This is a genomic window from Pseudomonas sp. AC070, assembly GCF_979258635.1.
Genome location: NZ_OZ409871.1, coordinates 5131856 through 5158169, shown reverse-complemented (window position 1 = coordinate 5158169; position 26314 = coordinate 5131856). Strand labels below are relative to the sequence as shown.

Here is a 26314-nt window from a genome sequence, read left to right as displayed (position 1 = left end):
AGCAGAGCAATGCAGCAACTCAATCCTTCCGAAATTAGTGAAATCATCAAGGGTCGCATCGACAAGCTCGATGTGGCCTCCCAAGCCCGCAACGAAGGCACCATCGTCAGCGTTTCCGACGGCATCGTGCGTATTCACGGTCTCGCCGACGCTATGTACGGTGAAATGATCGAGTTCCCGGGCGGCGTCTATGGCATGGCCATGAACCTTGAGCGCGACTCCGTCGGCGCCGTGGTTCTGGGGCAGTACCAGTCGCTGGCTGAAGGCATGAGCGCCAAGTGCACCGGCCGCATCCTCGAGGTTCCGGTTGGTCCGGAACTGCTGGGTCGCGTAGTCGATGCCCTGGGTAATCCTGTCGACGGTAAAGGTCCGCTGAACAACGTCGCTACCGACGCGGTTGAAAAGGTTGCACCGGGCGTGATCTGGCGTAAATCGGTCGACCAGCCAGTGCAAACTGGCTACAAGGCCGTCGATGCCATGATCCCGGTTGGTCGCGGTCAGCGTGAGCTGATCATCGGTGACCGTCAGATCGGTAAAACCGCTCTGGCCATCGACGCCATCATCAACCAGAAAAACAGCGGCATCCGTTGCGTATACGTGGCTATCGGTCAGAAGCAATCGACCATCGCCAACGTGGTTCGCAAACTGGAAGAAAACGGCGCGTTGGCTAACACCATCATCGTCGCGGCCAGTGCTTCCGAATCCGCTGCGCTGCAATTCATTGCACCGTACGCCGGCTGCACCATGGGCGAATACTTCCGTGACCGCGGTGAAGACGCGCTGATCGTTTATGACGATCTGTCCAAGCAGGCTGTGGCGTATCGCCAAATCTCCCTGCTTCTGCGCCGTCCGCCAGGCCGCGAAGCCTACCCAGGCGACGTGTTCTATCTCCACAGCCGTCTGCTGGAACGCGCTTCCCGCGTATCCGAAGAGTACGTAGAGAAGTTCACCAACGGCGCCGTAACAGGCAAAACCGGTTCCCTGACCGCTCTGCCAATCATCGAAACCCAAGCTGGCGACGTTTCCGCGTTCGTTCCGACCAACGTGATTTCCATCACCGACGGTCAGATCTTCCTGGAATCGGCAATGTTCAACTCCGGCATCCGCCCGGCAGTGAACGCCGGTGTATCGGTATCGCGTGTAGGTGGTGCTGCTCAGACCAAGATCATCAAGAAGCTCTCCGGTGGTATCCGTACCGCTCTGGCTCAGTACCGTGAATTGGCGGCATTCGCCCAGTTCGCTTCTGACCTGGACGAAGCCACCCGTAAGCAGCTTGAGCATGGTCAGCGTGTTACCGAGCTGATGAAGCAGAAGCAATACGCGCCGATGTCCACCGCCGACATGGCGTTGTCCCTGTATGCCGCTGAACGTGGCTACCTGGTCGACGTCGAGATCGCGAAAATCGGCAGCTTTGAACAGGCTCTGATTGCTTACTTCAACCGCGACTTGGCCGATCTGATGGCCAAGATCAACGTGAAGGGTGACTTCAACGACGAAATCGACGCGGGCATGAAAGCCGGTATCGAGAAGTTCAAAGCCACCCAAACCTGGTAAGTGCGATGGGGGCTGCGGCCCCCATCCTGCTAGCCGATAGGTGTACCTATATAGGTGTTGCATGGCAGGCGCAAAAGAGATTCGCAGCAAGATTGCGAGCATCAAAAGCACGCAAAAGATCACCAGCGCCATGGAAAAGGTCGCTGTCAGCAAGATGCGCAAAGCACAAATGCGCATGGCTGCCAGCCGTCCTTACGCGGAGCGTATCCGCCAGGTGATTGGTCATCTGGCCAACGCTAACCCGGAATACCGCCACCCGTTCATGATCAACCGCGAAGTTAAGCGCGTCGGTTATGTCGTAGTGAGCAGTGACCGTGGTCTGTGCGGTGGCTTGAATACCAACCTGTTCAAGGCCTTGGTCAAGGACATGGCGGTAAACCGCGAGAACGGCGTAGAGATCGATATCTGCGTAGTAGGCAGCAAGGGTGCGGCGTTTTTCCGCAACTTCGGCGGTAACGTCGTCGCTGCAATCAGCCACCTGGGCGAAGAGCCGTCGATCAATGATCTGATCGGCAGCGTCAAGGTGATGCTGGATGCCTACCTGGATGGCCGTATTGATCGCCTGTCCGTGGTTTCCAACAAGTTCGTCAACACGATGACGCAGAAGCCGACAGTGGAGCAGTTGATTCCGCTGGAAGCCGATCCGGATCAAGATCTCAAGCATCACTGGGACTACCTCTACGAACCCGACGCCAAAGAGCTGCTTGACGGCCTGATGGTGCGCTACGTGGAGTCGCAGGTTTACCAGGCGGTGGTCGAGAACAACGCTGCTGAACAAGCGGCCCGGATGATCGCGATGAAGAATGCGACTGACAACGCCGGTGATCTGATCAGCGATTTGCAGCTGATCTACAACAAGGCACGTCAGGCGGCGATCACCCAAGAGATCTCGGAAATCGTTGGCGGCGCTGCCGCGGTTTGATACCGGTTCAAATATTCAGAGGATCCAGCTATGAGTAGCGGACGTATCGTACAAATCATCGGCGCCGTGATTGACGTGGAATTCCCACGTGATCAGGTTCCGAGCATCTACGACGCCTTGAAAGTTCAAGGCGCCGAAACCACCCTCGAAGTTCAGCAGCAGCTGGGCGACGGCGTGGTTCGTACCATTGCGATGGGCTCGACCGAAGGCTTGAAGCGCGGTCTGGACGTCAACAACACTGGCGCAGCCATTTCGGTACCGGTCGGTAAAGCGACCCTGGGCCGCATCATGGACGTACTGGGCAACCCAATCGACGAAGCCGGTCCGATCGGCGAAGAAGAGCGCTGGGGCATTCACCGCCCGGCTCCTTCCTTCGCGGAACAAGCTGGCGGCAACGACCTGCTGGAAACTGGCATCAAGGTTATCGACCTGGTTTGCCCGTTTGCCAAAGGCGGCAAGGTCGGTCTGTTCGGTGGTGCCGGTGTTGGTAAAACCGTAAACATGATGGAGCTGATCCGTAACATCGCCATCGAGCACAGCGGTTATTCCGTGTTTGCTGGTGTGGGTGAGCGTACTCGTGAGGGTAACGACTTCTACCACGAGATGAAGGACTCCAACGTTCTCGACAAAGTAGCCTTGGTCTACGGTCAGATGAACGAGCCACCAGGCAACCGTCTGCGCGTAGCGTTGACTGGTCTGACCATGGCCGAGAAATTCCGTGACGAAGGTAACGACGTTCTGCTGTTCGTCGACAACATCTACCGTTACACCCTCGCCGGTACCGAAGTATCCGCACTGCTGGGCCGTATGCCTTCTGCAGTAGGTTACCAACCGACCCTGGCCGAAGAGATGGGCGTTCTGCAAGAACGTATTACTTCGACCAAGCAAGGTTCGATCACCTCGATCCAAGCGGTATACGTACCAGCGGACGACTTGACCGACCCGTCGCCAGCGACCACCTTCGCCCACTTGGACGCCACCGTCGTTCTGTCCCGTGACATCGCCTCCCTGGGTATCTACCCAGCGGTCGATCCACTGGACTCGACTTCGCGCCAGCTGGACCCGAACGTAATTGGCCAGGACCACTACGACACCGCTCGCGGCGTTCAGTACGTTCTGCAGCGCTACAAAGAGCTGAAAGACATCATCGCGATCCTGGGTATGGACGAGCTGTCGGAAACCGACAAGCAGTTGGTATCCCGCGCTCGTAAAATTCAGCGCTTCTTGTCGCAGCCGTTCTTCGTGGCTGAAGTCTTCACCGGTGCTTCGGGCAAATACGTTTCCCTGAAAGACACCATTGCTGGCTTCAAAGGCATCCTCAACGGTGACTACGACCACCTGCCAGAACAAGCGTTCTACATGGTCGGCAGCATCGAAGAAGCTATCGAGAAAGCCAAGAAACTGTAATCCCAGCGCCCGGAAACGGGCGCTAATCAGGTTGAGGCAAGCAAATGGCTATGACAGTCCATTGCGATATCGTCAGCGCAGAAGGCGAAATCTTCTCCGGTCTGGTGGAGATGGTGGTTGCGAGCGGTCTCTTGGGTGATCTTGGTATCGCCATGGGTCACGCCCCGCTGATCACTGCTTTGAAGCCGGGCCCGATTCGCCTGATCAAGCAAGGCGGCGACACCGAGGTGTTCTACATCTCCGGTGGTTTCCTGGAAGTGCAACCGAACATGGTTAAGGTTTTGGCCGACACCGTGCAACGTGCAGACGACCTGGATGAAGCTTCCGCTCAAGAGGCTGTTAAAGCCGCTGAGAAAGCGTTGCATGAGAAAGGCGCGGAGTTCGACTACGGTTCCGCCGCTGCCCGTCTGGCCGAGGCTGCAGCCCAGCTGCGCACCGTTCAGCAAATTCGCAAGAAGTTCGGCGGCTAACCCCGCAGCGCTTCATCGCGATCGAGTAAAAGGGTAGCCTTGGCTACCCTTTTTCTTTTTCAGAAATTGGCTTTTTCGCCCTACCGGGCACGCTCATCGCTACTGATAGTTCTTGCGCACTTCTCGCTGAACACCCCGTTCGCCGAACCCATTTTCAACCTGCTCAGGACCCCTCCCCCATGCCACTCGATATCGTCATCCTCGCCGCCGGCCAAGGCACCCGCATGCGTTCGGCGTTGCCGAAAGTGCTGCACCCCATCGCCGGTAAATCCATGCTCGGACACGTTATCGACACCGCCCGCCAGCTGCAGCCCAGCAGCCTTCAAGTGGTGATTGGCCATGGTGCGGACAAGGTTCGCGAGCAGCTGGCCGCCGCCGACCTCTCTTTCGTGCTGCAAGCCGAACAACTCGGCACCGGTCATGCCGTGGCCCAGGCGCTGCCCAAACTCAGCGCTGAAAAAGTGCTGATTCTTTACGGCGACGTGCCGTTGATTGAAGAGCAAACCTTGCAGCGCCTGTTGGCCCTGGTCACTGACCAGCAGTTGGGTTTGCTCACCGTCGAACTCGCCGACCCCACCGGTTACGGCCGTATCGTGCGCAACGCGCAGGGCAGCGTGCAGGCCATCGTCGAACACAAAGACGCCAACGACGCCCAACGGGCCATTCGCGAAGGCAACACTGGCATTCTCGCCGTACCCGGCAAGCGCCTGGCCGAGTGGCTGGGTCGGCTGTCCAACAGCAACGCCCAAGGCGAGTACTACCTCACCGACGTAATCGCCATGGCCGTCGCCGATGGGCTGGTGGTTGCCACCGAGCAAGCCAACGACGAAATGGAAGTACTCGGCGCCAACGACCGCATCCAACTGGCGCAACTTGAGCGGCACTATCAATACCGTGCCGCGCGCCGCCTGATGGCCCAGGGCGTGACGCTAATCGACCCTGCCCGTTTCGATGTGCGTGGCGAAGTTACCGTCGGCCGCGACGTACTCATCGACATCAACGTCATCCTCGAAGGCCGCGTCGTTATCGAAGACAACGTTCAGATCGGCCCGAACTGCGTGATCAAAAACAGCACGCTGCGTAACGGCGCCGTCGTCAAAGCCAACAGCCACCTGGAAGGTGCCGAGATGGGCGAAGGCGCTGACTGCGGCCCGTTTGCCCGCCTGCGTCCCGGCTCGGTTCTAGGCGCCAAGGCCCATGTGGGTAACTTCGTCGAGCTTAAGAACGCGGTCTTGGGTGAAGGCGCCAAAGCCGGCCACCTGAGTTACCTGGGCGACGCTGAAATTGGCGCCCGCACCAACATCGGCGCCGGCACCATCACCTGCAACTACGACGGCGCCAACAAGCACCGCACCGTGTTGGGCGCCGACGTGTTCATTGGCTCCAACAGCGCACTGGTAGCGCCGGTCACCCTCGGCGACGGCGCCACCACAGGCGCCGGCTCCGTGATCACCGCCGACATTCCTGCAGAAACCCTCGGCGTCGGCCGCGCCAAACAGCGCAACATCGACGGCTGGAAGCGTCCGGTCAAGAAATAGCAGCTTGAGGTAGGCGCGTAGAAGCGAGCTTGCTTGCGAAGCGTTTGATGCCGCCGTTCACGCAGGAACCGCTTCGCGAGCAAGCTCGCTCCTACAAAACCCGAAACTTCACGCTTGACGCAAAACCTTCGTTTTGTTTTGATTCGCGCACTTATCTTTCGAATCGAAACTTAGCGCATGTCCAAACGCAACACACCGCAACGTCGCCACACCATCCTCGCCCTGCTTTCCGAGCACGGCGAGGTGAGTGTCGATGAGCTGTCCAAAGCGTTTAGCACGTCCGAAGTCACCATTCGCAAAGATCTCGCGGCCCTTGAAAGCAACGGTTTGCTGCTACGCCGCTACGGTGGCGCGATCCCCATGCCGCAGGAATTGATTGCCGACAGCGCGCAGCCCGTTTCCCAGTACAAACACGCCATCGCCCGCGCCGGCGTCGCCTGTATCAAAGAACACGCGCGCATCATCATCGACAGCGGCACCACGACCGCCGCCATGATTCCCCAGCTCGGTCACAAGCCCGGCCTGGTGGTCATGACCAATTCCCTGAACGTCGCCCGCGCCCTTAGCGAGCTTGAGCATGAACCCGTGTTGCTGATGACCGGCGGCACCTGGGACCCGCACTCCGAGTCTTTCCAAGGCCAGGTCGCCGAGCAGGTGCTGCGCTCCTACGATTTCGACCAATTGTTTATCGGCGCCGACGGCATCGACCTGGCGCGCGGCACCACCACGTTCAACGAATTGCTGGGCCTGAGCCGCGTGATGGCTGAGGTGGCCCGTGAGGTCATCGTTATGGTCGAGTCCGACAAAATCGGCCGCAAGATTCCCAACCTGGAACTGCCCTGGAGCAGCGTCCAAACCCTCATCACCGATGACCGTCTCGACAGTGAGACGCGCGCATCCATCAGCGCGCGTGGGGTCAATGTGATCTGCGCGGCGTTGCAAGCTTAAGGAGAAATGTATGTGTGGCATCGTCGGCGCAGTGGCTGAACGCACCATCACCGCCATCCTGCTGGAAGGCCTGAAACGTCTGGAATACCGCGGCTACGACAGCGCAGGGCTGGCGGTTTTCAGCAACGACAACGTGCTTGAGCGCCGCCGTCGCGTCGGCAAGGTTGGCGAGCTGGAACAAGCGCTGGCCGCCGAACCCCTCGCCGGCCGCCTTGGCATTGCCCACACCCGTTGGGCCACCCATGGCGCGCCAAGCGAGCGCAACGCCCACCCGCATTTCTCCGGCAGCGACCTGGCCGTGGTGCACAACGGCATCATCGAAAACCACGAAGTGCTGCGCAAACAACTGCAAGCGCTCGGCTACGTGTTCACTTCCGATACCGACACCGAAGTGATCGTCCACCTGCTCGACCACAAACTGAAAGCGCTGGGCGACCTCACCGTGGCGCTCAAAGCCACCGTTAAAGAACTGCACGGCGCTTATGGCTTGGCCGTGATCAGCGCCAAGCAACCTGATCGTCTGCTCGCCGCCCGCAGCGGCAGCCCGTTGGTGATTGGTCTGGGCCTGGGCGAAAACTTCCTCGCCTCCGACCAACTGGCCCTGCGCCAGGTCACCGACCGTTTTATGTATCTGGAAGAAGGCGATATCGCGGAAATCCACCGTGACAGCGTGCAGATCTGGAACGTGGCCGGCGAGCCGGTGGTTCGCGAAAGCGTGCAATACCACGAAGGCGCCGAGGCGGCCGACAAGGGCGCTTACCGTCACTTCATGCTCAAGGAAATTCACGAACAACCGGTGGTGGTGCAACGCACCCTCGAGGGTCGTCTGGGCACCGATCACGTGCTGGTCCAGGCGTTTGGCCCGCAAGCCGCCGAGCTGTTTGGCAAGGTTCAGAACGTACAGATCGTCGCCTGCGGCACCAGTTATCACGCCGGCATGGTCGCGCGTTACTGGCTCGAAGAGTTTGCCGGCATCCCGTGCCAAGTCGAAGTCGCCAGCGAATTCCGCTACCGCAAAGTGGTGGTGCAACCGGGCACCTTGTTCGTCAGCATTTCGCAATCGGGCGAAACGGCCGACACGCTGGCCGCCCTGCGCAACGGCAAAGCCAAACCGGCAGATGCGGGCGGCTACCTGGCGAGCCTGGCCATCTGCAACGTCGGCATCAGCTCTTTGGTGCGCGAGTCCGACCTGACGCTGCTAACCCAGGCCGGCCCTGAAATCGGCGTCGCCTCCACCAAGGCATTCACCACCCAGCTGGTGGCATTGATGCTGCTCACGCTGTCCCTCGGCCAGGTGCGCGGCACCTTAGCTGCCGGCGTAGAAGCCGGCCTGGTGGATGAACTGCGCCGCCTGCCCACCCGCCTGGGTGAAGCGCTGGCCATGGACGCCACGGTGGAAAAAATCGCCGAGCTGTTCGCCGAAAAACACCATGCCCTGTTCCTCGGCCGTGGCGCGCAATATCCAGTGGCGATGGAAGGTGCCTTGAAGCTCAAGGAAATTTCGTACATCCACGCCGAGGCTTATCCGGCTGGTGAGCTCAAGCACGGCCCGTTGGCGCTGGTCGACAGCGACATGCCAGTAGTGACCGTGGCGCCGAACAACGAGTTGCTGGAAAAGCTCAAATCGAACCTGCAGGAAGTGCGCGCCCGTGGCGGCGAGCTGATCGTGTTCGCCGACGGCCAGGCCGGCATGAGCAATGGCGAAGGCACGCATGTGGTGAACATGCCGCACATCTGCGACGCGCTGGCGCCGATTCTCTACACCGTGCCGCTGCAATTACTCTCGTACTACGTGGCGGTGCTGCGCGGCACCGACGTCGACCAGCCGCGCAACCTGGCCAAAAGCGTGACGGTGGAATAACCGAAAGCGGCTGTGGATAACACTTATCCACAGCCGCTTCGTCCCGCACAACGAACTATTCCGTCCGCTCCGCCTCTGAAACCTGCGGTTAACTATTACAACTCATCCTGTAATAGCCGCCCGCCATACTCGGCGGCACTTCAGCCAGAGCGGAGCATGAAATGAAAGGCCTGTTTGCTTCCCGAGCGGTGCAAGGTTGTTTGGCCTTGGCGCTGGTCAGCACTGCGGCAATGGCCCAGCACAACCGTTACTTCGAGCGTATTTGGTTTCAGCTTGAACAAGCGGAAGACCCCGCCAGCGCGCAACGGCTGCCGGGTTATTACGTTGACATTGAAGGTCGCACCATTGGCGATGAAACCAATGTGTCGGCCCTGTCGTACGATCCCGAGCGCAACACCCTGGTCAGCGTCACCAACCAACGACCCCATTTCCTTGAGCTGTCGCTGGAAGGCCAGGTGCTACGGCGCATTCCCCTTGAAGGTTTCAAAGACCCGGAGGCCATCGAATACATCCGGCCCGGCGTGTATGTGATCGTCGAAGAGCGCCGTCGCCGGCTCACCGAAGTGCATGTGAACGAAGACACCACCGTCATCAACATCAACGACCCCATCAACGCCCATCAGCTCGACCTGAGCAGCGTCGGCGAAGAAAACAAAGGCTTCGAGGGCCTGGCATACGACTCGGCCAACCAGCGTCTCTTCATCGCCAAAGAACGCGACCCCATGCGCATCTTCGAAGTCAGCGGCTTTATGCAACACGGCCCCGGCCCGCTGCGCCTGCAAGTACGCACCGACCCGGAGCGCGACAAACGCCTGTTTCTCACCGACCTCTCAAGCCTCTATTACGATGTGAGCACCCAGCATCTGTGGGCGCTGTCGGACGAGTCGAAAATGGTCGTCGAGCTGGATCAGAAAGGCGAGCCCCTCAGCAGCCTCAACCTGCGCGCCGGCAATCAGGGCCTGAAAGCCGACATTCCGCAGGCCGAAGGCATGGCCATGGGCAGCAATGGCGATCTGTTTCTGGTCAGCGAGCCGAACCTGTTTTATCGGTTCAAGAAGAGCGAGTAGCCGGATACGACCTCGGCGTATACACCCAATCCACCGCGCTGCCGGCCTTGGCGAAGCGGCGGGTGGTGCTGGAGCCGATGATGACCATGGTGCGCATGTCGACCATTTCCGGGGTCAGCTCGCCGAGTGTGGTCACAGTCAGCGCTTCGGCGGGGCGGCCGATGTCGCGGCCGAGCACCACCACCGTTTCGGGGCTGCGTTGTTCGCGCACCACATCCAACGCACGGCCCAACTGCCACGGGCGGGCGCGGGAAATCGGGTTGTAGAAGGCCAGCGCCAGGTCGGCGAGGGTGGCGTGTTTCAGCCGCAGCTCGATCACGTCCCACGGCTTGAGGTTGTCTGAAAGGGAGATCATGCAGAAGTCATGGCCCAATGGCGCGCCGGCTTTGGCGGCGGTGGCCAGCGAGGCGGACACCCCAGGCAATACCTGCAATTCAACGGCATGCCACTGCGCATCGCTGCTGGCTTCCAGCGCTTCCAGGACCGCTGCGGCCATGGCGAATACGCCCGGGTCGCCGGACGACACCACCACCACCCGCCGACCGCTCGCTGCCAATTCGAAAGCATGGCGGGAGCGCGCGAGTTCTTCGCGGTTGTCGCTGTTGTGCAGCACCTGGTCCGCGCGGAACGGGCCGGCCATGGTCACGTAGGTTTCGTAGCCGAGCACGTCTTCGGCTTCTTCCAGGGCACGCTTCACGGCCGGCGCGGTGAAGGCGGCGTCGCCAGGGCCAAGACCCACGACGGTCAGCCTGCCACGAGGCTGGCCGAGGCTTTGGATAACCACGGGTTGCGCGGCGATTGCCAACGTCATGCCTTCGCTTTCCAACAGACGGTGCGCCTCGCTCAAGGCCAGTTCGTCATTGAACCGCAGTGGCACGCCGAGCTGTTCGGCGGTGGCGTGCAGGGCGCCGTCGGTCATTCGTTCACGTGGGCACAGCAGGCAGGCGAGGGCATGGGCGCTGATGCCGGCGGCGCTCAGGCTGTGTTCGATGGCTTGCCCATCGGCGGGCGGGTTGAGCGCCACTACGCTGCGCGGATGGATTAGTAATTCGTCGGCGCTGCTGATGGCATCGGTGCTGATGCGAATGCGCAGCTGGGCGTCGTCGGCCAGCGGCAGGCGGGCCTGTTCCAGCCAGGGCGCCGCGCCGTCGATGCGCACGTTTTCACCGCCGAGCAATGACGAAACAAAGCGTTTGCCCTGCTCGATATCGCCCAGCACATAGCCACTTGGCGGGTTGAGCACGCAGGTGTCGAAGCGCAGCTCGCCGCTGGTGGTAATGGCCGGCGCCACGGCCAGCGCGGCGGCAATTTCCCGTGCCAGAGTATTTACCCCCGCCAGGCCGCCCAGCAGCGGAACCACGGCGCTGCCGTCTTCGGCGACGGCGAGCACAGGCGGTTCGGCGCCTTTGGTTTGCAGCAGTGGCGCCAGGCAGCGGATGACGATGCCGGCGGCGCACAGGGCGATGATCGGCCGGTTGCTTTGGTACAACTCACGGAGCGTGTTGCCGAAATCGCTGTAGCCGATATCGGCGCTTACGCGCCCGTTAAGGCCGTACACCTGCGCGTCGGGATACAAGGTTTGAATGCGCCGCGCAGTGGTCAGGGCGCCGGTGCCGAGGATGATGATGGCGGGGGACATAAAGGCTCCGGTGGTCGGCGGGCGGGTGGCGTTTGTGCGGCCCCCTCTCCCTAACCCTCTCCCCGAGGGGCGAGGGGACTGAATTGTGGTGAGTCTGCGAACGCGGTTCCAAACCAGTCACCGATTAGCTCCCCTCGCCCGCTTGCGGGAGAGGGGCTGGGGGAGAGGGCAGCGGCGAAACGCTTACCTCACGCCTGCCACTTTTCTCCCGGCACGATAATCAACGAAAAATACGGCGAGGCCATCGGCTCCACTTCATCGAGCGGCACAATCCGTTGGTTCTCCATGGTCGCGCGCTCCACGTATTTCGCCCGGCCAGCCAGGCCCAGTTCTTCGAGCACGCCACGCACTTTGTCGAAGTTGCGCCCCAGTTTCATCACCACGGCGGCGTCGGTGGCGGCCAGGCGTTGTTTCAGCTCGTCGGCCGGCAACACGCCGCTCAGTACCGCCAAACTCTGGTTGCGATACACCAGCGGAATGCCCAGCACCGAGGCGCCGCCCAGCATGGAGCACACCCCCGGCACCACTTCAGCGGGGTAGCGGCTGGCGAGGCGGTCGTGCAGGTACATGTAGGAACCGTAGAAGAACGGGTCACCTTCGCAGATCACCGCCACATCGCGGCCGGCTTCCAGGTGCTCGGCAATCTGCTCGGCGCAGGTGTCGTAGAAGTCGCTGATGATGTTCTCGTAGCTCAGCGGCGGGGCGAGCTTTTCGGTGGTCACCGGATACACCATCGGCAGGCGCTGCTGCGCCTCGGTCAGGTGCCCGGCGATGATGCCGAAGGCGTTGCCATGCTGGCCGGCGGCAACTTTGGCTTTCGCCACGAAGTAGCCAATCACCGGCGCGGCTTGTAACAAGCGCAAGGCTTTGAGGGTGATCAGTTCCGGATCACCCGGCCCAACGCCAATGCCCAGCAGGCGACCTTTTGCGTGCATCACTCCACCTCCGTGGCCAGGGCGTTGACCGCGGCGGCGGCCATGGCGCTGCCACCCCGGCGGCCCCGCACGATCACGTACGGCACGCCACGGCTGTCGGCGGCGAGCAGGTCTTTCGATTCGGCTGCGCCCACAAAACCTACGGGGAAACCGAGAATCAGCGCCGGCTTCGGCGCGCCGGCATCGAGCATTTCCAGCAGATAGAACAGCGCGGTCGGCGCGTTGCCGATCACCACCACGGCGCCTTCCATATGCGCGCGCCAATGTTCGAGTGCCACGGCCGAGCGGGTGTTGCCCAGCTCGCGGGCGAGGTCATGCACGCCTTCATTATTGAGTGTGCAGATCACCTGATTGTTGGCCGGCAGACGAGTGCGCGTCACGCCTTCAGAAACCATGCGGGCATCGCACAGAATCGGCGCGCCGGCGGCCAGGGCGTTGCGCCCGGCCGTGCCGGCGCCCGGCGAGAAGCGCAGGTCTTGCACCACATCGACCATGCCGCAGGCGTGAATCACGCGCACGGCGAGTTTTTCCAGGTCGGCTGGAATGCCGCTCAGGTCGGCTTCGGCGCGGATGATGGAAAACGAGTGGCGGTAAATTTCCTGGCCATCGCGGATGTACTCAAGCATCAAAGGGCTTCCATGGGGTCGGGCAGCGCGGCCAGTGTGTCGGCGGCTTCAAGAATAGTCAGATGACGGGCCAGCACGCGGCCGAAACCGCTGAGGTGAGTGTCCCGTTGGTAAAGGTCGTAACGGCCAGGCGCGACGGCCAGCAAGGTGTGCGGTGCGGTGTGGGCGGCAGCGCACGAGCGACTGCAACCGCTGAGGTGCACCTGCTCGATGGCGATAGTGCGTTGGGCGAGGACGTCGGCCAGCAGCAGGGCGTCGCCTTTGCTGTCGGCCAGGCCTTTGCTGCAATCGGTGGAACCGCTACAGGCCACTAAGCGCGCCAATGGGGCGGCGCTGTCGGTGAGTAAACCCAGCGCGTTCAACTGCTGGGCCAGGCCTCGCGCCTCGTTGTGCGGCACCTCGCGCAGCAGCAGGCTTTGCCAGGGCGTGAGGTACACCGAATCACGGGCTAGCGCAGCGACGGCGGCCAACTGTTGCGCCGAGATTCGCCCAAGCGTGGGCGCGGCGCCGACCATCACCAGGCCCGGCTGCCGTTGCGGGCGAACGCCGAGATGCGCCCAGGCTTGGGCAGGCGCGTGACGCCAATGGCTAACGGCGGCGTCTTGCTGCAAGGCGAACGGCAAGCGCTGTTGCAGCTCGGCAAGAAAGGCCGCCGTCGGCCACGTCGCCAAAAGATGGCGCATGCGTGTGTGTTCGGCACTGGCGCGTTGCAGAAATAGTTCGAGACACGCTTGCACCAGCGCCGGCACCTGTTCGGTATTTACCGCTGCCAGGGCGCCTTGGGGTTCGCCAGCCAGACCGAAGACAAAACGGCCGTCAGCCAGCGCGCTTAGCCACAGGTCGTGGTGATGCTCAAGCATCGCCATGCCCTCGCCGCCGTCCAGTTGCACGGCGAATTTGGCTGAAAGCTGATGCAGCGATTCCTCGGTTTCCAGCAGGCTGAGTAGCTGGTCGGCGAGGGGACGAACATCAAGCAATTGCAGAGCATCGACGCCCGCGGCCGGGCTGAGCATCACGTTGCGCACGTCATCAGCGCCAGCGCTGCGCGGGCCCAGCTCAGCCGCTACTAATGCGGCGATCAGCGCCTGCTCTTCACCGGCACGCACGCCGCGAATCTGCAGGTTGGCGCGGTTGGTGATTTCCAGCACGCCGCTGGCATGACGTTCGGCAGCGGCGCTAATCGCTAACGCCTGAGCCACGCTCAGCCGCCCGCCCGGTAATTTCACCCGGCAAATGCCGCCGTCGAGCGCCTGCACAATGCGCAGCAAACCCGGGCACGCGGTATGGCGTGGCAGGGGCGCGTTGGGCTTGGGCTGGACGTTATTCAAAAAGGCTCACTGGTTCGCTGTGGCTGGCTGTGGGTGCCGACGAACGCGCTATTATGCCCGCTTTGCCCGACCCCAGGAAAAGCCTGCTTGTCGGCGGTTTAAAAGGAGTGCCCATGGCGGCGTGGCTGACAGTGGTGGGAATTGGCGAAGACGGCTACAGCGGTCTGGGCAAGCCTGCGCGCCGGGCCTTGCTCCAGGCGCGCCTGATCATCGGCAGCCCGCGTCAGCTGGAACTGCTGCCGCACTGCCTGAACGCCGAACGTCAGGGCTGGCCGAGTCCGTTCAGCCTTGGCCCGGTGCTCGCGGCGCAAGGCACGCCGGTGTGCGTGCTGGCCAGCGGCGACCCGATGCTATTCGGCGTCGGCGCCAGCCTGGCGCGCCAGGTGCCGGCTGCTGAAATGCAGGTGTACCCGGCGCCGTCGTCGTTCTCTCTCGCGGCCGCGCAGCTGGGCTGGGCGTTGCAAGAGGTCACCTGCTTGTCTGTGGTTGCCCGCCCCGTTGCCGCCTTGAACGCTCATATCCATCCCGGCCAGCGTCTGCTGGTGCTGAGTAACGACGGCTCCAGTCCGGCGACCATCGCTCAATTATTGGTCCAGCGCGGTTTCGGCGGCAGTCGGTTGCGCGTGCTGGAACACCTGGGCGGCCCATTGCAGCGGGCCATCGACGGTGTCGCCGGCGCCTGGGCCTTGCCGGAAGTCGCGGCGCTGAATGTGCTGGCCATCGACTGCATCGCGGATACCGACGCCCGCTTGCTGCCCCTGACGCCGGGTTTACCCGACAGCGCCTTCGCCCACGATGGCCAACTGACCAAGCGTGACGTGCGCGCCATCACCTTGGCCCGCCTGGCGCCCATGCCCGGTGAGTTGCTATGGGACGTGGGCGCCGGCTGCGGCTCCATCGGCATTGAATGGATGCGCGCCCACCCCAGCTGCCGCGCGATTGCCGTGGAAGCCAATGCCGAACGCCAGGGCTTGATCGCGCACAACCGCGACGCCCTCGGTGTACCGAGTCTGCAGTTGGTCGCCGGCCATGCACCCGAGGCGCTGCAAGGCTTGCCGCAAGCCGACGCCATTTTCATTGGCGGCGGCGTCACCATTCCCGGCGTGCTGGAGCATTGCTGGGCCCATGTGCGGCCCGGCGGCCGATTGGTCGCTAACGCCGTAACGCTGCAAAGCGAAGCGGCACTGGTGGCCTGGCGCGAGCAGCATGGCGGTGAACTCACCCGCATCAGCGTGGCCCAGGCGCTACCCTTGGGCGATTTCGACACCTGGCGCGCTGCGCTGCCCATCACCCTGCTATACGCCGTGAAGCCCTGAGCCATGCGCGACGAAACCCCCGAACAACCCGCGCCGCTGCGAAGCGGCTACACCACCGGCAGTTGCATCACCGCAACCAGCCTGGCGGCGGCGCGGTTGTTGCTCGCGGGCACGGTCAGCGACGCCGTGGAAATTGTGCTGCCCAAAGGCCGCGAAGTGCTGATGCGCCTGGAGTTTTGCCGGCCCTTCGAAGACGGCGCCGAAGCCGGCACGCTCAAAGATGCCGGCGATGATCCCGACGTTACCCACGGCGCCCTGGTGTTCGCCCGCGTGCGTCTGCGCGCCGAACCTGGCGTGGCGTTTTTCGCCGGCCCTGGCGTCGGCACCGTGACCAAACCGGGCCTGACCCTCGCCGTGGGTGAGCCGGCAATCAACCCGGTGCCACGGCAAATGATCACCAGCCACCTGTTCAGCTTGGCCATCGAGCACGGCTACGGCGGGGGCTTCGAAGTGACGGCCTGCGTGGAAAACGGTGAAGCGCTGGCGCTGAAAACCATGAACCCGCGCCTGGGCATTTTGGGCGGCCTGTCCATCCTCGGCACCAGTGGCATCGTGCGACCGTTTTCCTGCGCGGCGTATATCGCCTCCATTCACCAAGGCATTGATGTCGCCCGCGCCAACGGCTTCACCCACCTGGCCGCTTGCACCGGCAACGCCAGCGAAGACCGCATGCGCCAGCACTACCAACTCGACGACACCGCGCTGGTGGAAATGGGCGACTTCGTTGGCGCTGTGCTCAAGCATTTGCGCATCGCGCCTGTGGCGAAACTGAGCCTGTGCGGCGGCTTCGGCAAAATCAGCAAACTGGCGGCCGGGCATATGGACCTGCACAGCCGCCACTCCAGCATCGACCTGCCGCAGTTGGCCAAGTGGGCCGCCGCCATCGGCGCCAGTGCCGCGCTTCAGCAGGCAATCATCGCCAGCAACACCAGCCAGCAAGCGCTGGCGCTGGCCAGTGCCGAAGGCATTGAGCTGGGCAATGCGGTGTGCGCCCATGCCTTGAAATTCGCCCAAAGCATCGTGCCGGCGACCGTGCAGGTGGAGGTGTTCGCCATCGACCGCCAGGGCGGCGTCGTCGGCTACGCGGGCGCCGGGCAATGAGGCCCAACGTGCTGCTGCTCGGCGGCGTGGCCGAGGCGCTGGCGCTGGCCCGGCAACTACAAGCGAACGACATCTATAGCCTCGCCGGCCTGGCTCGCGTGCCGGATGATTTGCCCTGCCAAGTGCGCGTCGGCGGCTATGGCGGCGCCGAAGGGCTGGCGCAATTCATTACCGCCAACGGCATTGGTTTGCTGGTCGACGCCACTCACCCGTACGCCGCGCAAATCAGCGCCAACGCTGCGCGCGCTGCCCAGCTTGCTGGTGTCCCATGCTGGGCGCTGCGCCGTCCCGGTTGGCAGGCGCAGGCCGGCGATGATTGGCGCGAAGTGGCCGACTGGAACGACCTTATCCACAGCCTCGCGCCGTTCAAGCGCCCGCTGTTCACCCTGGGCCGCGAACCGCTGGAACACCTCGACGAAATTCCCCATCACCAGCACTGGACCGTGCGCTGCCTGCACAGCCAGCCGCCGACCCAGCGCGCCGACATCATCGGCGCGCGCGGACCGTTTTCCCTGGAAAGCGAGCGTGAACTGTTTGCGCAGTTGAGCTGCGACGTGTTGATCAGCAAAAACAGCGGCAGTCAGAGCACCGAGCCGAAATTGCAGGTGGCGCGCGAGTTGGGTGTACCGGTGCTGGTGCTGCGGCGGCCGGTGTTGCCGGCGGTGGAGCGGGAATTTAGCGAGGGGTGGGCGTTGCTGGAGGCGCTGAAGAGCATCGCGGCTGAAGCCGCTCCTACAGGAACGCGCAGTCTGTAGGAGCGGGTTTAGCCGCGATTTTTTCAGCCTTCGCGGTAAAAAACCTCGTCTTTGTACGGGTACCACCATTCGTGAATCTGCGGTTGGTGGTCGATGATCACCATCTTCGAGCGACGGAAAGCGTCGAGCCCCTGGCGCCCGAGTTCGCGGCCCATGCCAGACATTTTCCAGCCGCCAAAGGGCAGGGCGTCGTTGTCGATTAGCGGGTTGTTTACCCACACCATGCCCGCTTCCAGGCGGTCGGCCGCTTCCATGGCTTCGCCCAAATCAGTAGAAAACAACGAGGCGCCAAGGCCGAAGCTGGAGTCGTTGGCCAGGCGCACGGCTTCGTCAAAATCCGCCACTTTGCAGATCGCCGCCACCGGGCCGAAGCATTCTTCGTGGAGGATATCCATGGCCTGGGTAACCCCAGTAAGAATGGTCGGCTCGTAGTACCAGCCCACTGGTTGGCTCGGCGGAATGCGCCCGCCGCACACCACGGTGGCACCTTTGGCCACCGCGTCGGCGACCAGCCGCATCACTTTGTCGCGCGCCGCCTCGCTCACCAGCGGCCCAATTTCGCTGTGTTCCAGGCCATGTCCGATGCGCAGTTTTTGCGTCATGGCGGCGAAGCGTTCGACGAACGCATCGTGAATGTCGTCGACCACAAAAAAACGCTCGGCCGAGGTACAGATTTGTCCGGTGAGGTGAAACGCCGCCGTCACTGAACCGGCCACGGCCACGTCCAGCGGCGCGTGTTTGGAGACGATCAGCGCATCGCTGCCGCCCGCTTCGATCACGCAGGGTTTCATGCGCTCGGCGCAGGCCATGGCCACCGCTTTACCAGCCGCCACGCTGCCGGTAAACGCCACGGCGTGGGTGCCTTCAGATTGAATCAGCAACTGCGCGGTAGTCGCATCGCCTGCCACGCAGCTGACCAAACCGGCCGGCAATACGCGCAAATGCTCCATGAATTTCAGCGTGCACAGCGTGGTGGCTTCGGCGGGTTTGATGATGCAGGCGTTGCCAGCGGCGAGCGAGGCGGCAACGGTCCAGCACATCAGCAGCACCGGAAAGTTGAACGGCATGATGTGCACGCTCACACCCATGGCGTCGTAGCGCACATGCTGGAACGAGCCCAGTTGCGTGGTGCCGGCGACTTTGCCGGCATCGTCGCGGGCCATCTCGGCGTAGTAGCGGAAAATCGGTGCGCAGTTGGCCAACTCGCCCATGGCTTCGGGGAAGGGTTTGCCCATCTCCAGCGTCATCAAACGGCCGGCTTCGCGGTTGACCGCCACCTCGCTTTCAATGGCGTTGGCCAGTTGGTGCAACAGCGCGGCGCGGCTCTTTGCATCGACCTTGCGCCACTGCTTTTGCGCGGCATTGGCGGCTGCGATGGCGCTGTTCACATCGGCCTCGTCGCCCAGGGCGATCTGGCCCACCTTCTCCAGCGTGGCGGGGTTGATGATGTCGCGCAGGCGTTGGCTGTGCGGCGTGGTGAAGTCGGGATTGATGAAGTGATTCATAGCGGCTCCAGGCGGGGCGGTAGACGGGTTATCCACCGCCCGAGGAAAAGTCAGTGGGCGGGCAGCGGTTGCGCCCAGCCGGGTAATTCGCGGTCGAGAAATTCACGCAGAGGCAAGAGCGCTGGCATGCGCAAGGCGCGGTCCAGCAAAGCGATTACGCGCGGTACATGGGCCAGGTAATGCTGCTTGCCGTCGCGCTGTGCCAGGCGCACAAAAATCCCGGCCACCTTGGCGTGACGCAGCGCCGCCAATACCGGGTAATCCGCGCCAAACTGCTCGGTGTCTATCTCCGGGCGCTGGGCCAGGTAGCGGGTGAGCAGGTGGTCGCGCAGGGTTTCCGGCACGTCGCGGCGGGCGTCTTCGAGTAGCGACATCAGGTCGTAGGCACAGGAGCCGATCAGGGCGTCCTGAAAATCCAATAATCCACAGGCCCGAACGCCGGTCTGACCGTCCAGGCGCATTAGGTTATCCACATGGAAATCGCGCAGTACCAAGGCCTCGCGACGTGTGGCCACAGCGCTGGCGAGTTGCGCACAGACCGCCAGGAACGGCTCGCGCAAGGCCCGCGCGGCGGCCTTATCCACAAGCAGCGGCGCGTACCAGTCGATAAACAGCACGGCCTCGGCCAACAGCACTTCCAGGTCATACGCCGGCACATCAACGGCCAACGCTCGTGGCGCCTGATGCAAGTGCACCAAGGCATCAACCGCCAGTTCATACAGCGGCTGTTCGGCGTAACCCATGCCCAGCAGGCGTGTGTAGGTGGCTTGGCCGAAATCTTCAATGAGCGCCAGGCCGGCTGCCGCGTCGCTGGCCAGCACATGGGGCGCCGACAAACCCAGCTCGCGCAGGTGCATGGCCACGGTCAGAAACGGCACGATGGGTTCCAGGCCAGGCGGCGAATCCATCAGCAACAAGTCGGCCTGGGGCAGGCGGAAATAGCAGCGCCGCGACGCGTCCATCGGCAACGCCTCAAGGCGACTGCTGGCGTACCCGGCGCCGGCCAGAAAGGCGCGGCGTTGTTCAGGGCGGGCGTAGGTGTCGGCCATGGTGATCACCGGATCATGTAAACCTTTTTGATGGTTTCGTGGACCGTGCAGGTGCCTTTCCAGTCCTTTGGAAAGAAGGCAGCGGTGTCCGGTTTAATCTCGATCACCTCGCCGTTCTCATGCACATAGGTGCTGCTGCCTTCGAGGAAATGGCAGAACTCGTCGCTGGTCACATGGCAGAACCACTTGCCCGGCGTGCACACCCAGATGCCGCATTCCGACTGGCCTTCAGGGCCTTTGTGCAGCACCACGCCGGAGACTTTCGACTCGCCTTCGAGCATGGTCGGGATGGTGCCCCAGTCTTTGAGGTCAGTGATTTCGAGCGGGTTGTAGAGGTGTGGGGTGGTCATGGTTTTAAGTCCTTAAATACGCTTCTTGTAGGAGCCAGCTTGCTGGCGAAGCTCTTAGAGCAAGCGCTTCGCGAGCAAGCTCGCTCCTACGGGTTTGGTGTGTTGGTTCAGGCCAGCATGTACAAATTGCGAATGGTTTCCTGCACGTGGCATTCGCCGGTCCAGCCGGCGGGAAACAGCACGAGGGTGTTGGCTTTCACCTCGATCACTTCGCCGTTGTCTTCGCGGTAGGTGGCGCGGCCGCTGACGAAATGGCACAGCTCGTCGCGGGGAATCGACAGGCGCCAGCGCCCAGGCGTGCACACCCATAAGCCGGTTTCCGGGCTGTTGTTCGGACCTTTGAACAGCAGGCGGCCGCTGGAGTGGGAAACGCCTTCCACGGCATCGCTTTGCACGCCCCAGTCGACCAGGTCGGTGCGCGTGCTGACGCCGCACAGCGCGGGCGCTGTGGGGGTATTGGCTTCAGTCATTGTTGAGCAGTCCATCGAGAATTTTGGCCGCGTCTTGCGGGCCTTTGCGTGATTGCATGTAAGCGCTGGTTTGCTTCAAGCGCGCTTGCATGGCGCTGTCGGTGAGGCAGGCGTCGAGCTTGGCGGCCAGGTCGGCCTCGCTCCATTCGTAGCGATCCAGGCGGAAGCCGTGGCCGCTTTCTTCAGCGCGCATGGCGTTGTCGTGGCCGTCCCAGACGTACGACATAACGATGGCCGGCTTACCGAAGAACAGGCATTCGGTGAAGCTGTTGTTGCCGCCGTGGTGAATCACCGCGTCGACCTTTTCGATCACCGACGGCTGCGGGTACCAATTGGAAATCAGCACGTTGTCCGGCAGGTCGGTGTATTCCTCCAGGTGCTCGCCGACGTTGAACAGCGCGCGGTAGGGCAGCTTGCCGATGGCCACAATCAGGCGCTTGAGCAAGTCGACATCGCCCGAACCCAGGCTGCCAAAGCTGACGTACAGCAGCGGCTTGTCGTTGTTGGCTTTGAACGCGGGGATGTCGTACGGCTTGTCGGCGCGCACGCAGCCTTGCAGGTAGTGAAACTGCTCGGGCGGTAGCGCGTGACGACGCTGGAACTTCACCGGGTCCGGGTAGAGCAATAGGTTCATAAACGGCGAGGCTTCGAAGAAGGTGCCGAGCGGGTAAGGCTGTTCGCCGTGGGCGACCAGAAACTCGTTGAAGTCGGCGTGGATGGGGCCGACTTCTTCTTCGAAGCGACGACGGAATTCAGCGTGACCAGCTTTGTCGTGCACGCTCATGCCCGACAAATGCGGCGGAATATCCGGGTCTTCGATCTCGTTTTCCGAACAGGAAATAATCCGCACCCACGGCTTGCCGTATTGCTTGATGGCCGGGAACAGAATCACGTTGTCGACGCAGATCAGGTCCGGCTGCACCTGTGCCAGCACGCCGGGCAAATCCTTCTCAGCCCACTTGGCGGTTTCGACGATGGCAGCCCAGCATTCCTTCACGTAGTTGGGAATTTGCTCGAGCGGCGATTTGCGGAAATTGGGGATGTGGCCGTTGATGAAGTCGACCCAGTATTTGGCCATTTCTTCTGCCGGCATCGGCGCCGACATATTCACCATGTGCTCTTCAAAGCCGTAACCCGAATACACGCCGCTCATGCCCGGGTCGGTGAGAAACACCGCCTTGTGCCCCAGCGCTTCGCACGCCTGGGCGATGCCCACGGAATTCAATGCCGGGCCGTATGCCGCCTCGGGAAAAAAAGCGATGACCTTTTGCTTCATGACGCCTTACTCCTGCCGAACGTAAAAGGGTGGTTTGCGCCTAGCGGGTCAGCACGCGGGCATGCCGCGTCTGCCAGCCGAGACGAATGCTGGCGCCCTGCTCGAACCGGGCGTTGTCCACTTGCGAAGAGGGCACGCGCACGATCAGCGGCTTGTCGCTGAGTGCGGTCTGCACGTGCAGGTTGGTGTCGAGGCCGTGGTAGGCGACTTCCACAATCTGCCCGTCTACCTGATTGACGCAGGCTTGTTCGTCGGCCAGCGGCGTGGTCGAACTGAGCACCTGCAAGCGCTCGGGACGGATCACCAGCGCCACCGCTTCACCCGTAAGCTCGCCCACCGCCGACTCCACCTTGAGGCTGCGGTTACGCACCACCACGCTGTTGTCGGTCTGGCGCACGCCTTCGAGGATGTTGCTCACGCCAATGAAGTTGGCGACGAAGCGGCTGTTGGGGTTTTCATACAGCTCGGCCGGCGAGCCGCATTGGCAGACCTTGCCGCCATTGAGCACGGCCATGCGGTCGGACATCACCAACGCTTCTTCCTGGTCGTGGGTGACGATGATGAAGGTGATGCCGCTCTCGTGTTGTAGGCGCTTGAGTTCGAGCTGCATCTTTTCCCGCAGCTTTTTATCCAGCGCGCCAAGCGGTTCATCGAGCAGCAGCACGCGCGGGCGTTTCACCAGCGCACGGGCCAGGGCCACGCGCTGACGTTGGCCGCCAGAGAGTTGGTCGGGCTTGCGCTCGGCCAACTCGCCCAGTTGCGCGGTGGCGAGCACGGCGTCCACACGCTGGCGAACTTCAGCGGCGGGCAGCTTTTCCATCTCCAGGCCGTAGGCGATGTTCTTGCGCACGGTCATGTTCGGGAACAGCGCATAGCTCTGGAACATCAGGTTCAGAGGACGCTTGTTGGCCGGCAGCGGCGAGATGTCGGTGCCGTCCAAGTAAATGCAGCCGCCACTCGGCGTTTCGAAACCGGCGAGCATGCGCAACAAGGTGGTTTTGCCGCAGCCGGACGGCCCGAGCAGGGCGAAGAATTCGTTCTCGCGGATGCTCAGCGACACCTGGTCGACGGCCACCAACTGCTCGCCGTACGACTTGCTGACCTTGTCCAGAACCAGCACGTTTTTTATATCGTCGGCCGCGCGTTCGCGAAGGGCCGGTTCATTCATGGCGATCTTATTCATGGTGAGACGGGGCCTTGTTCAAGCGCTGCGACACCAACAGCGCGGTGATGCTGACGAGCATCACCAGCGTTGCCAGGGCATTGATTTCGGGGGTCACACCGAAGCGGATCATGGCGTAGATCTGCATCGGCAACGTGGTGGAAGCCTGGCCGGAGCCGGAGTTAAAAAAGGCGATGATGAATTCGTCCACCGACAGGGTGAACGCCAGCAATCCGCCCGCCATCACGCCGGGAAAAATCGCCGGCAGCAGCACGCGGCGCAGGGTGGTGAACCAGCTGGCGCCCAGATCAATCGAGGCTTCGAGAATCGAATAGTCGAAGTGCTTGAGGCGCGTGCGCACCACGGCGCAGACAAAGGCGATGTTGAACACCGCGTGGCTGATCACGATGGAATGCAGACCCAGGCCCATCTTCACCAGGTTGAAAAAGCTCAACAGGGCGATGGCCAGCACGATGTCGGGGATGATCATCGGCGCCATCAACATGGTGTCGGCGACGTAGCCTTTGTCGTCGCCCTTGCGGCGCAATTCCACGCCCAAGGCCAGCAGCGTGCCGAGCACACAGGCGATAACCGTGGAGCTCAAGGCCACGATCAGCGTGTTGAGCGCCGCCGACAGCACCGCGCTGTTGTTGGCCAGCGCGCTGTACCACTTCAAGGAGAAACCGCTCCATGAAGTCGGCAGGCCGGACTTGTTGAACGACAGCAGAATCAGCACCAGGATCGGCACATACAAAAAGGCGTACACCAGCCACAAATGCACGCCGAGTACGGTGGAACTGGTCATGGTCTGGCGGCTCATGCTTTGCCCTCCGCTGCGCGACGGGCCAGCAGCGCCTGCACGAACAACAGCAGCAACATGATGGCGATGAGGATAAAGCTCAGCGCCGAGCCGAACGGCCAGTCCCGCGCCGTAAGGAACTGCGAGTAGATGAGGTTGCCGACCATCTGCACCTGTTTGCCGCCGAGCAAATCGGCGGTGATGAAATTGCCGATGCTGAGCACGAATACAAACACGGAACCGGCGGCGATACCGGGCACGCTCAGGGGCAGAATCACCCGGCGAAACGTCATCCAACCGGACGCGCCGAGGTCGCGCGAGGCTTCCCACAGCTCGCCATTGATGCGCGACAGCGACGAGTAAATCGCCAGAATCACGAAGGGGATGTAGTTGTAAACCAGGCCCAGCACCACCGAGCTTTCGGTGTACAGCAGGCTAATGGGGTCGCCGGTGTAACCCAGCAGGCTGAACAGTTTATTCAGCAGGCCTTCGCGGTTGAGCAGCACGATCCAGGCATAGGTGCGGATCAGGTAATTGCTCCAGAACGGCAGCATCACCAGAAACAGATAAACCGGCTGCCGGTGGCGCGGCGCGCGGGCAATCGCATACGCCGCCGGGTAGCCGATCAGCACCGCGAACAACGTGGCCAGCGCGGCGATTTTTGCCGACTTGAGCAAGATGCCCAGGTACAGCGGGTCGAACGCGCGCTGGTAATTGTCCCAGGTGAACGTCCACTCAATGCCGCCATAGGCACCGCGCTCGACGAAGCTGTAGACCAACACCAGCAGGCACGGCAGCACTAAAAACAGCAGCAGCCAGCCAAGCCCGGGCGTCAGCAGCCAGGCCGATAGTTTCCTATCGGCGTGCAATGAACTCATTCAGGATTCTCGAAATGCTGGGTTGAGGCAGCGATAGCTGCCTGAAATCGAGGGCTACTGGGCTAGAGCCAGACAAGGCGAACGTGGGGCAAAAAACGCAGCGTACTTAAGTACGTGAGCATTTTCGGCACGCGTTCAACGCCGTATGGCCGACGCCCAGGAGTCCGTCAGTTGGACTCAGACGCCATGATTTCGGTGACGGCGCGGGTGTAGGCCTTTTGGGTTGAGCCACCCACGTCGCGAAGTTGCTCCATCTTCAGCAGCTCAGCTGGAGTGGTGGTCAGGTTGGGGTATTTCTGCAGCAGCTCAGGCGAGAGCCCTTGCATGGCGGCCTGGTTTGGCACTTTGTAGAGAATGTTTTCCGCGACCCAGGCGTGGTTTTCCTTGGCCAACATGAAGTTCACGAACTTGAACGCTTCTTCGGGGTGCTTGGAGCTTTTCAGCACGACCATGGTGTCGACCCACAAATCCGAGCCCTCTTTGGGCACCACGAATTTGATCGCAGCGTTGTCGGTGGTGCCGTAGTTGCACCAGCCGTCCCAGGCATGGGCCATCAACGCTTCGCCGGAGGCGAGCTTGGAGTAGAAGGTGGTGTCGTCAAAGGACAGGATGCGTTTCTTCGCGGCGATCAGTTCGTCACGCACGGTGGCCAGGTGCTTGGCATCGGCGTCGTTCACCGACCAGCCGTTGGCAAGAAAACCGGCGCCGAGCATCCAGCGGTCGGTGGCCAACAGAGTGACTTTGCCTTTCAGCGCATCGCTGGGGTTGAGCAGCTCTTTCCAACTGCTGGGCGCGGTGGCGATTTTGTCGGAGCGGTAGCAAATACCGGTGGTACCCCAAGTGTACGGCACGGAGAATTTGTTGCCGATGTCGTACTCAAGCTTGTTGGCTTCGGGGTAGAGGTTTTTCAGATTGGGCACTTTGGCCGGGTCGATGTCGGCCAGCAAACCTTGCTTGTGCAGCACTTCGGCGAACGGGGAAGACACGAAGACCACGTCGTAGCCTTCGCCACCGTTGGCCATCAGCTTGCCCATGATTTCTTCGTTGGTGGCGTGCAGCGCTTTGTCGGTGTCGACGCCGCTGGCGGCCTTGAATTTGTCTAGCGCATCGGGGGCCATGTAGCCGTCCCAGATGGAGATGACCAGGTCTTTGGCGCTGACGGCTTGAGCCGATACGGCCAGCGATACAGCGAAACCCAGAGACAACAGGTTTTTCAGCTTACTCATGTTGCGCGCTCCTAACGACTGTTGTTGTTGGTGTTCGAAGGCAGTGCTGCAAAATTTAGCTAATATGTTTTTTTTCCGAAATTAAGACCGGAAAATTCCTGTGTCAACGGTTTTTTCTTCCCGGTGCGCTGT

At 62.0% G+C, this 26314-nt stretch carries 24 protein-coding genes; 11 read left to right on the top strand and 13 right to left on the bottom strand.

Translation table 11 applies throughout. The annotated features are described in order from the left end of the window. Window positions 1-9 precede the first annotated feature (9 nt). From atpA to ACZZ0Q_RS23150, 8 genes are all read left to right on the top strand, one after another. On the top strand, window positions 10-1554 hold the full coding sequence (atpA, locus tag ACZZ0Q_RS23185) for a F0F1 ATP synthase subunit alpha (RefSeq protein ID WP_122492287.1): 1545 nt from the start codon (window positions 10-12) through the stop codon (window positions 1552-1554). Between the two features lie 61 nt (window positions 1555-1615). Further along, window positions 1616-2476, top strand: coding sequence for a F0F1 ATP synthase subunit gamma (gene atpG / locus ACZZ0Q_RS23180; protein ID WP_122492288.1), 861 nt, complete (start codon window positions 1616-1618; stop codon window positions 2474-2476). Between the two features lie 30 nt (window positions 2477-2506). Next, the gene (atpD, locus tag ACZZ0Q_RS23175; protein WP_122449890.1) at window positions 2507-3883 is read left to right on the top strand and encodes a F0F1 ATP synthase subunit beta; all 1377 of its coding nucleotides are present in this window, start codon (window positions 2507-2509) and stop codon (window positions 3881-3883) included. Between the two features lie 44 nt (window positions 3884-3927). Beyond that, window positions 3928-4353, top strand: a complete 426-nt coding sequence (locus ACZZ0Q_RS23170) for a F0F1 ATP synthase subunit epsilon (RefSeq protein WP_122449889.1) — start codon at window positions 3928-3930, stop codon at window positions 4351-4353. 179 nt (window positions 4354-4532) lie between these two features. After that, window positions 4533-5891 carry a bifunctional UDP-N-acetylglucosamine diphosphorylase/glucosamine-1-phosphate N-acetyltransferase GlmU gene (glmU, locus tag ACZZ0Q_RS23165; RefSeq protein ID WP_463540617.1) on the top strand — a complete coding sequence of 453 codons (1359 nt, stop codon included), beginning with the start codon at window positions 4533-4535 and terminating at the stop codon, window positions 5889-5891. 177 nt (window positions 5892-6068) lie between these two features. Further along, window positions 6069-6839 (top strand): DeoR/GlpR family DNA-binding transcription regulator, encoded by a 771-nt coding sequence (locus ACZZ0Q_RS23160; protein WP_463540618.1) that lies wholly within the window; start codon window positions 6069-6071, stop codon window positions 6837-6839. 10 nt (window positions 6840-6849) lie between these two features. Then, the gene (gene glmS, locus ACZZ0Q_RS23155; RefSeq protein WP_463540619.1) at window positions 6850-8700 is read left to right on the top strand and encodes a glutamine--fructose-6-phosphate transaminase (isomerizing); all 1851 of its coding nucleotides are present in this window, start codon (window positions 6850-6852) and stop codon (window positions 8698-8700) included. 161 nt (window positions 8701-8861) lie between these two features. Then, window positions 8862-9767: an SdiA-regulated domain-containing protein gene (locus tag ACZZ0Q_RS23150; RefSeq protein WP_463540620.1), complete on the top strand. Its 906-nt coding sequence runs from the start codon at window positions 8862-8864 to the stop codon at window positions 9765-9767. Here the strand turns inward: ACZZ0Q_RS23150 and cobJ are convergent. The 4 genes from cobJ to cobG form a co-directional block, all read right to left on the bottom strand. Next, window positions 9751-11406, bottom strand: a complete 1656-nt coding sequence (gene cobJ, locus ACZZ0Q_RS23145) for a precorrin-3B C(17)-methyltransferase (protein ID WP_463540621.1) — start codon at window positions 11404-11406, stop codon at window positions 9751-9753. The genes ACZZ0Q_RS23150 and cobJ overlap by 17 nt on opposite strands. A 188-nt stretch (window positions 11407-11594) precedes the next feature. After that, the gene (locus ACZZ0Q_RS23140; RefSeq protein ID WP_463540622.1) at window positions 11595-12341 is read right to left on the bottom strand and encodes a precorrin-2 C(20)-methyltransferase; all 747 of its coding nucleotides are present in this window, start codon (window positions 12339-12341) and stop codon (window positions 11595-11597) included. Then, complete coding sequence (locus ACZZ0Q_RS23135; protein ID WP_122492295.1) at window positions 12341-12967, bottom strand: precorrin-8X methylmutase; 627 nt, start codon at window positions 12965-12967, stop codon at window positions 12341-12343. Before ACZZ0Q_RS23135 ends, ACZZ0Q_RS23140 begins: the two co-directional genes overlap by 1 nt. After that, window positions 12967-14295 (bottom strand): precorrin-3B synthase, encoded by a 1329-nt coding sequence (cobG, locus tag ACZZ0Q_RS23130; RefSeq protein ID WP_463540623.1) that lies wholly within the window; start codon window positions 14293-14295, stop codon window positions 12967-12969. The genes ACZZ0Q_RS23135 and cobG overlap by 1 nt, the downstream gene beginning before the upstream one ends. Before the next feature lie 113 nt (window positions 14296-14408). Between cobG and cbiE the strand changes: the two genes are divergently transcribed. From cbiE to ACZZ0Q_RS23115, 3 genes are read left to right on the top strand one after another with little or no spacing between them, the layout of a single operon-like run. Beyond that, window positions 14409-15611 (top strand): precorrin-6y C5,15-methyltransferase (decarboxylating) subunit CbiE, encoded by a 1203-nt coding sequence (gene cbiE, locus ACZZ0Q_RS23125; RefSeq protein ID WP_463540624.1) that lies wholly within the window; start codon window positions 14409-14411, stop codon window positions 15609-15611. 3 nt (window positions 15612-15614) lie between these two features. After that, complete coding sequence (locus tag ACZZ0Q_RS23120; protein ID WP_463540625.1) at window positions 15615-16712, top strand: cobalt-precorrin-5B (C(1))-methyltransferase; 1098 nt, start codon at window positions 15615-15617, stop codon at window positions 16710-16712. Next, window positions 16709-17467, top strand: a complete 759-nt coding sequence (locus ACZZ0Q_RS23115; protein WP_463540626.1) for a cobalt-precorrin-6A reductase — start codon at window positions 16709-16711, stop codon at window positions 17465-17467. The genes ACZZ0Q_RS23120 and ACZZ0Q_RS23115 overlap by 4 nt, the downstream gene beginning before the upstream one ends. 23 nt (window positions 17468-17490) lie before the next feature. On the opposite strand, the gene ACZZ0Q_RS23110 is transcribed toward ACZZ0Q_RS23115, so the two are convergent. From ACZZ0Q_RS23110 to ACZZ0Q_RS23070, 9 genes are all read right to left on the bottom strand, one after another. Then, window positions 17491-18972 carry an aldehyde dehydrogenase family protein gene (locus tag ACZZ0Q_RS23110; RefSeq protein WP_463540627.1) on the bottom strand — a complete coding sequence of 494 codons (1482 nt, stop codon included), beginning with the start codon at window positions 18970-18972 and terminating at the stop codon, window positions 17491-17493. 50 nt (window positions 18973-19022) lie between these two features. After that, a complete protein-coding gene (locus ACZZ0Q_RS23105; protein ID WP_463540628.1) occupies window positions 19023-20021 on the bottom strand; it encodes an aminoglycoside phosphotransferase family protein in 999 nt (332 codons plus the stop codon). Between the two features lie 5 nt (window positions 20022-20026). After that, window positions 20027-20371: a cupin domain-containing protein gene (locus ACZZ0Q_RS23100; RefSeq protein WP_122449875.1), complete on the bottom strand. Its 345-nt coding sequence runs from the start codon at window positions 20369-20371 to the stop codon at window positions 20027-20029. Window positions 20372-20478: 107 nt separating this feature from the next. After that, entirely contained in the window at window positions 20479-20841 is a 363-nt protein-coding gene (locus tag ACZZ0Q_RS23095; protein WP_463540629.1) for a cupin domain-containing protein, read from the bottom strand. Continuing rightward, window positions 20834-22117, bottom strand: a complete 1284-nt coding sequence (locus ACZZ0Q_RS23090) for a nucleotide disphospho-sugar-binding domain-containing protein (protein ID WP_463560964.1) — start codon at window positions 22115-22117, stop codon at window positions 20834-20836. Before ACZZ0Q_RS23090 ends, ACZZ0Q_RS23095 begins: the two co-directional genes overlap by 8 nt. A 40-nt stretch (window positions 22118-22157) precedes the next feature. Beyond that, complete coding sequence (locus ACZZ0Q_RS23085; protein WP_463542267.1) at window positions 22158-23285, bottom strand: ABC transporter ATP-binding protein; 1128 nt, start codon at window positions 23283-23285, stop codon at window positions 22158-22160. A 7-nt stretch (window positions 23286-23292) separates the two neighbouring features. Then, a complete protein-coding gene (locus ACZZ0Q_RS23080) occupies window positions 23293-24099 on the bottom strand; it encodes an ABC transporter permease (RefSeq protein ID WP_463540630.1) in 807 nt (268 codons plus the stop codon). Next, window positions 24096-24956 (bottom strand): ABC transporter permease, encoded by an 861-nt coding sequence (locus ACZZ0Q_RS23075; protein WP_463540631.1) that lies wholly within the window; start codon window positions 24954-24956, stop codon window positions 24096-24098. Before ACZZ0Q_RS23075 ends, ACZZ0Q_RS23080 begins: the two co-directional genes overlap by 4 nt. Before the next feature lie 167 nt (window positions 24957-25123). Then, window positions 25124-26182: a polyamine ABC transporter substrate-binding protein gene (locus ACZZ0Q_RS23070; protein WP_463540632.1), complete on the bottom strand. Its 1059-nt coding sequence runs from the start codon at window positions 26180-26182 to the stop codon at window positions 25124-25126. Window positions 26183-26314: the final 132 nt, after the last annotated feature.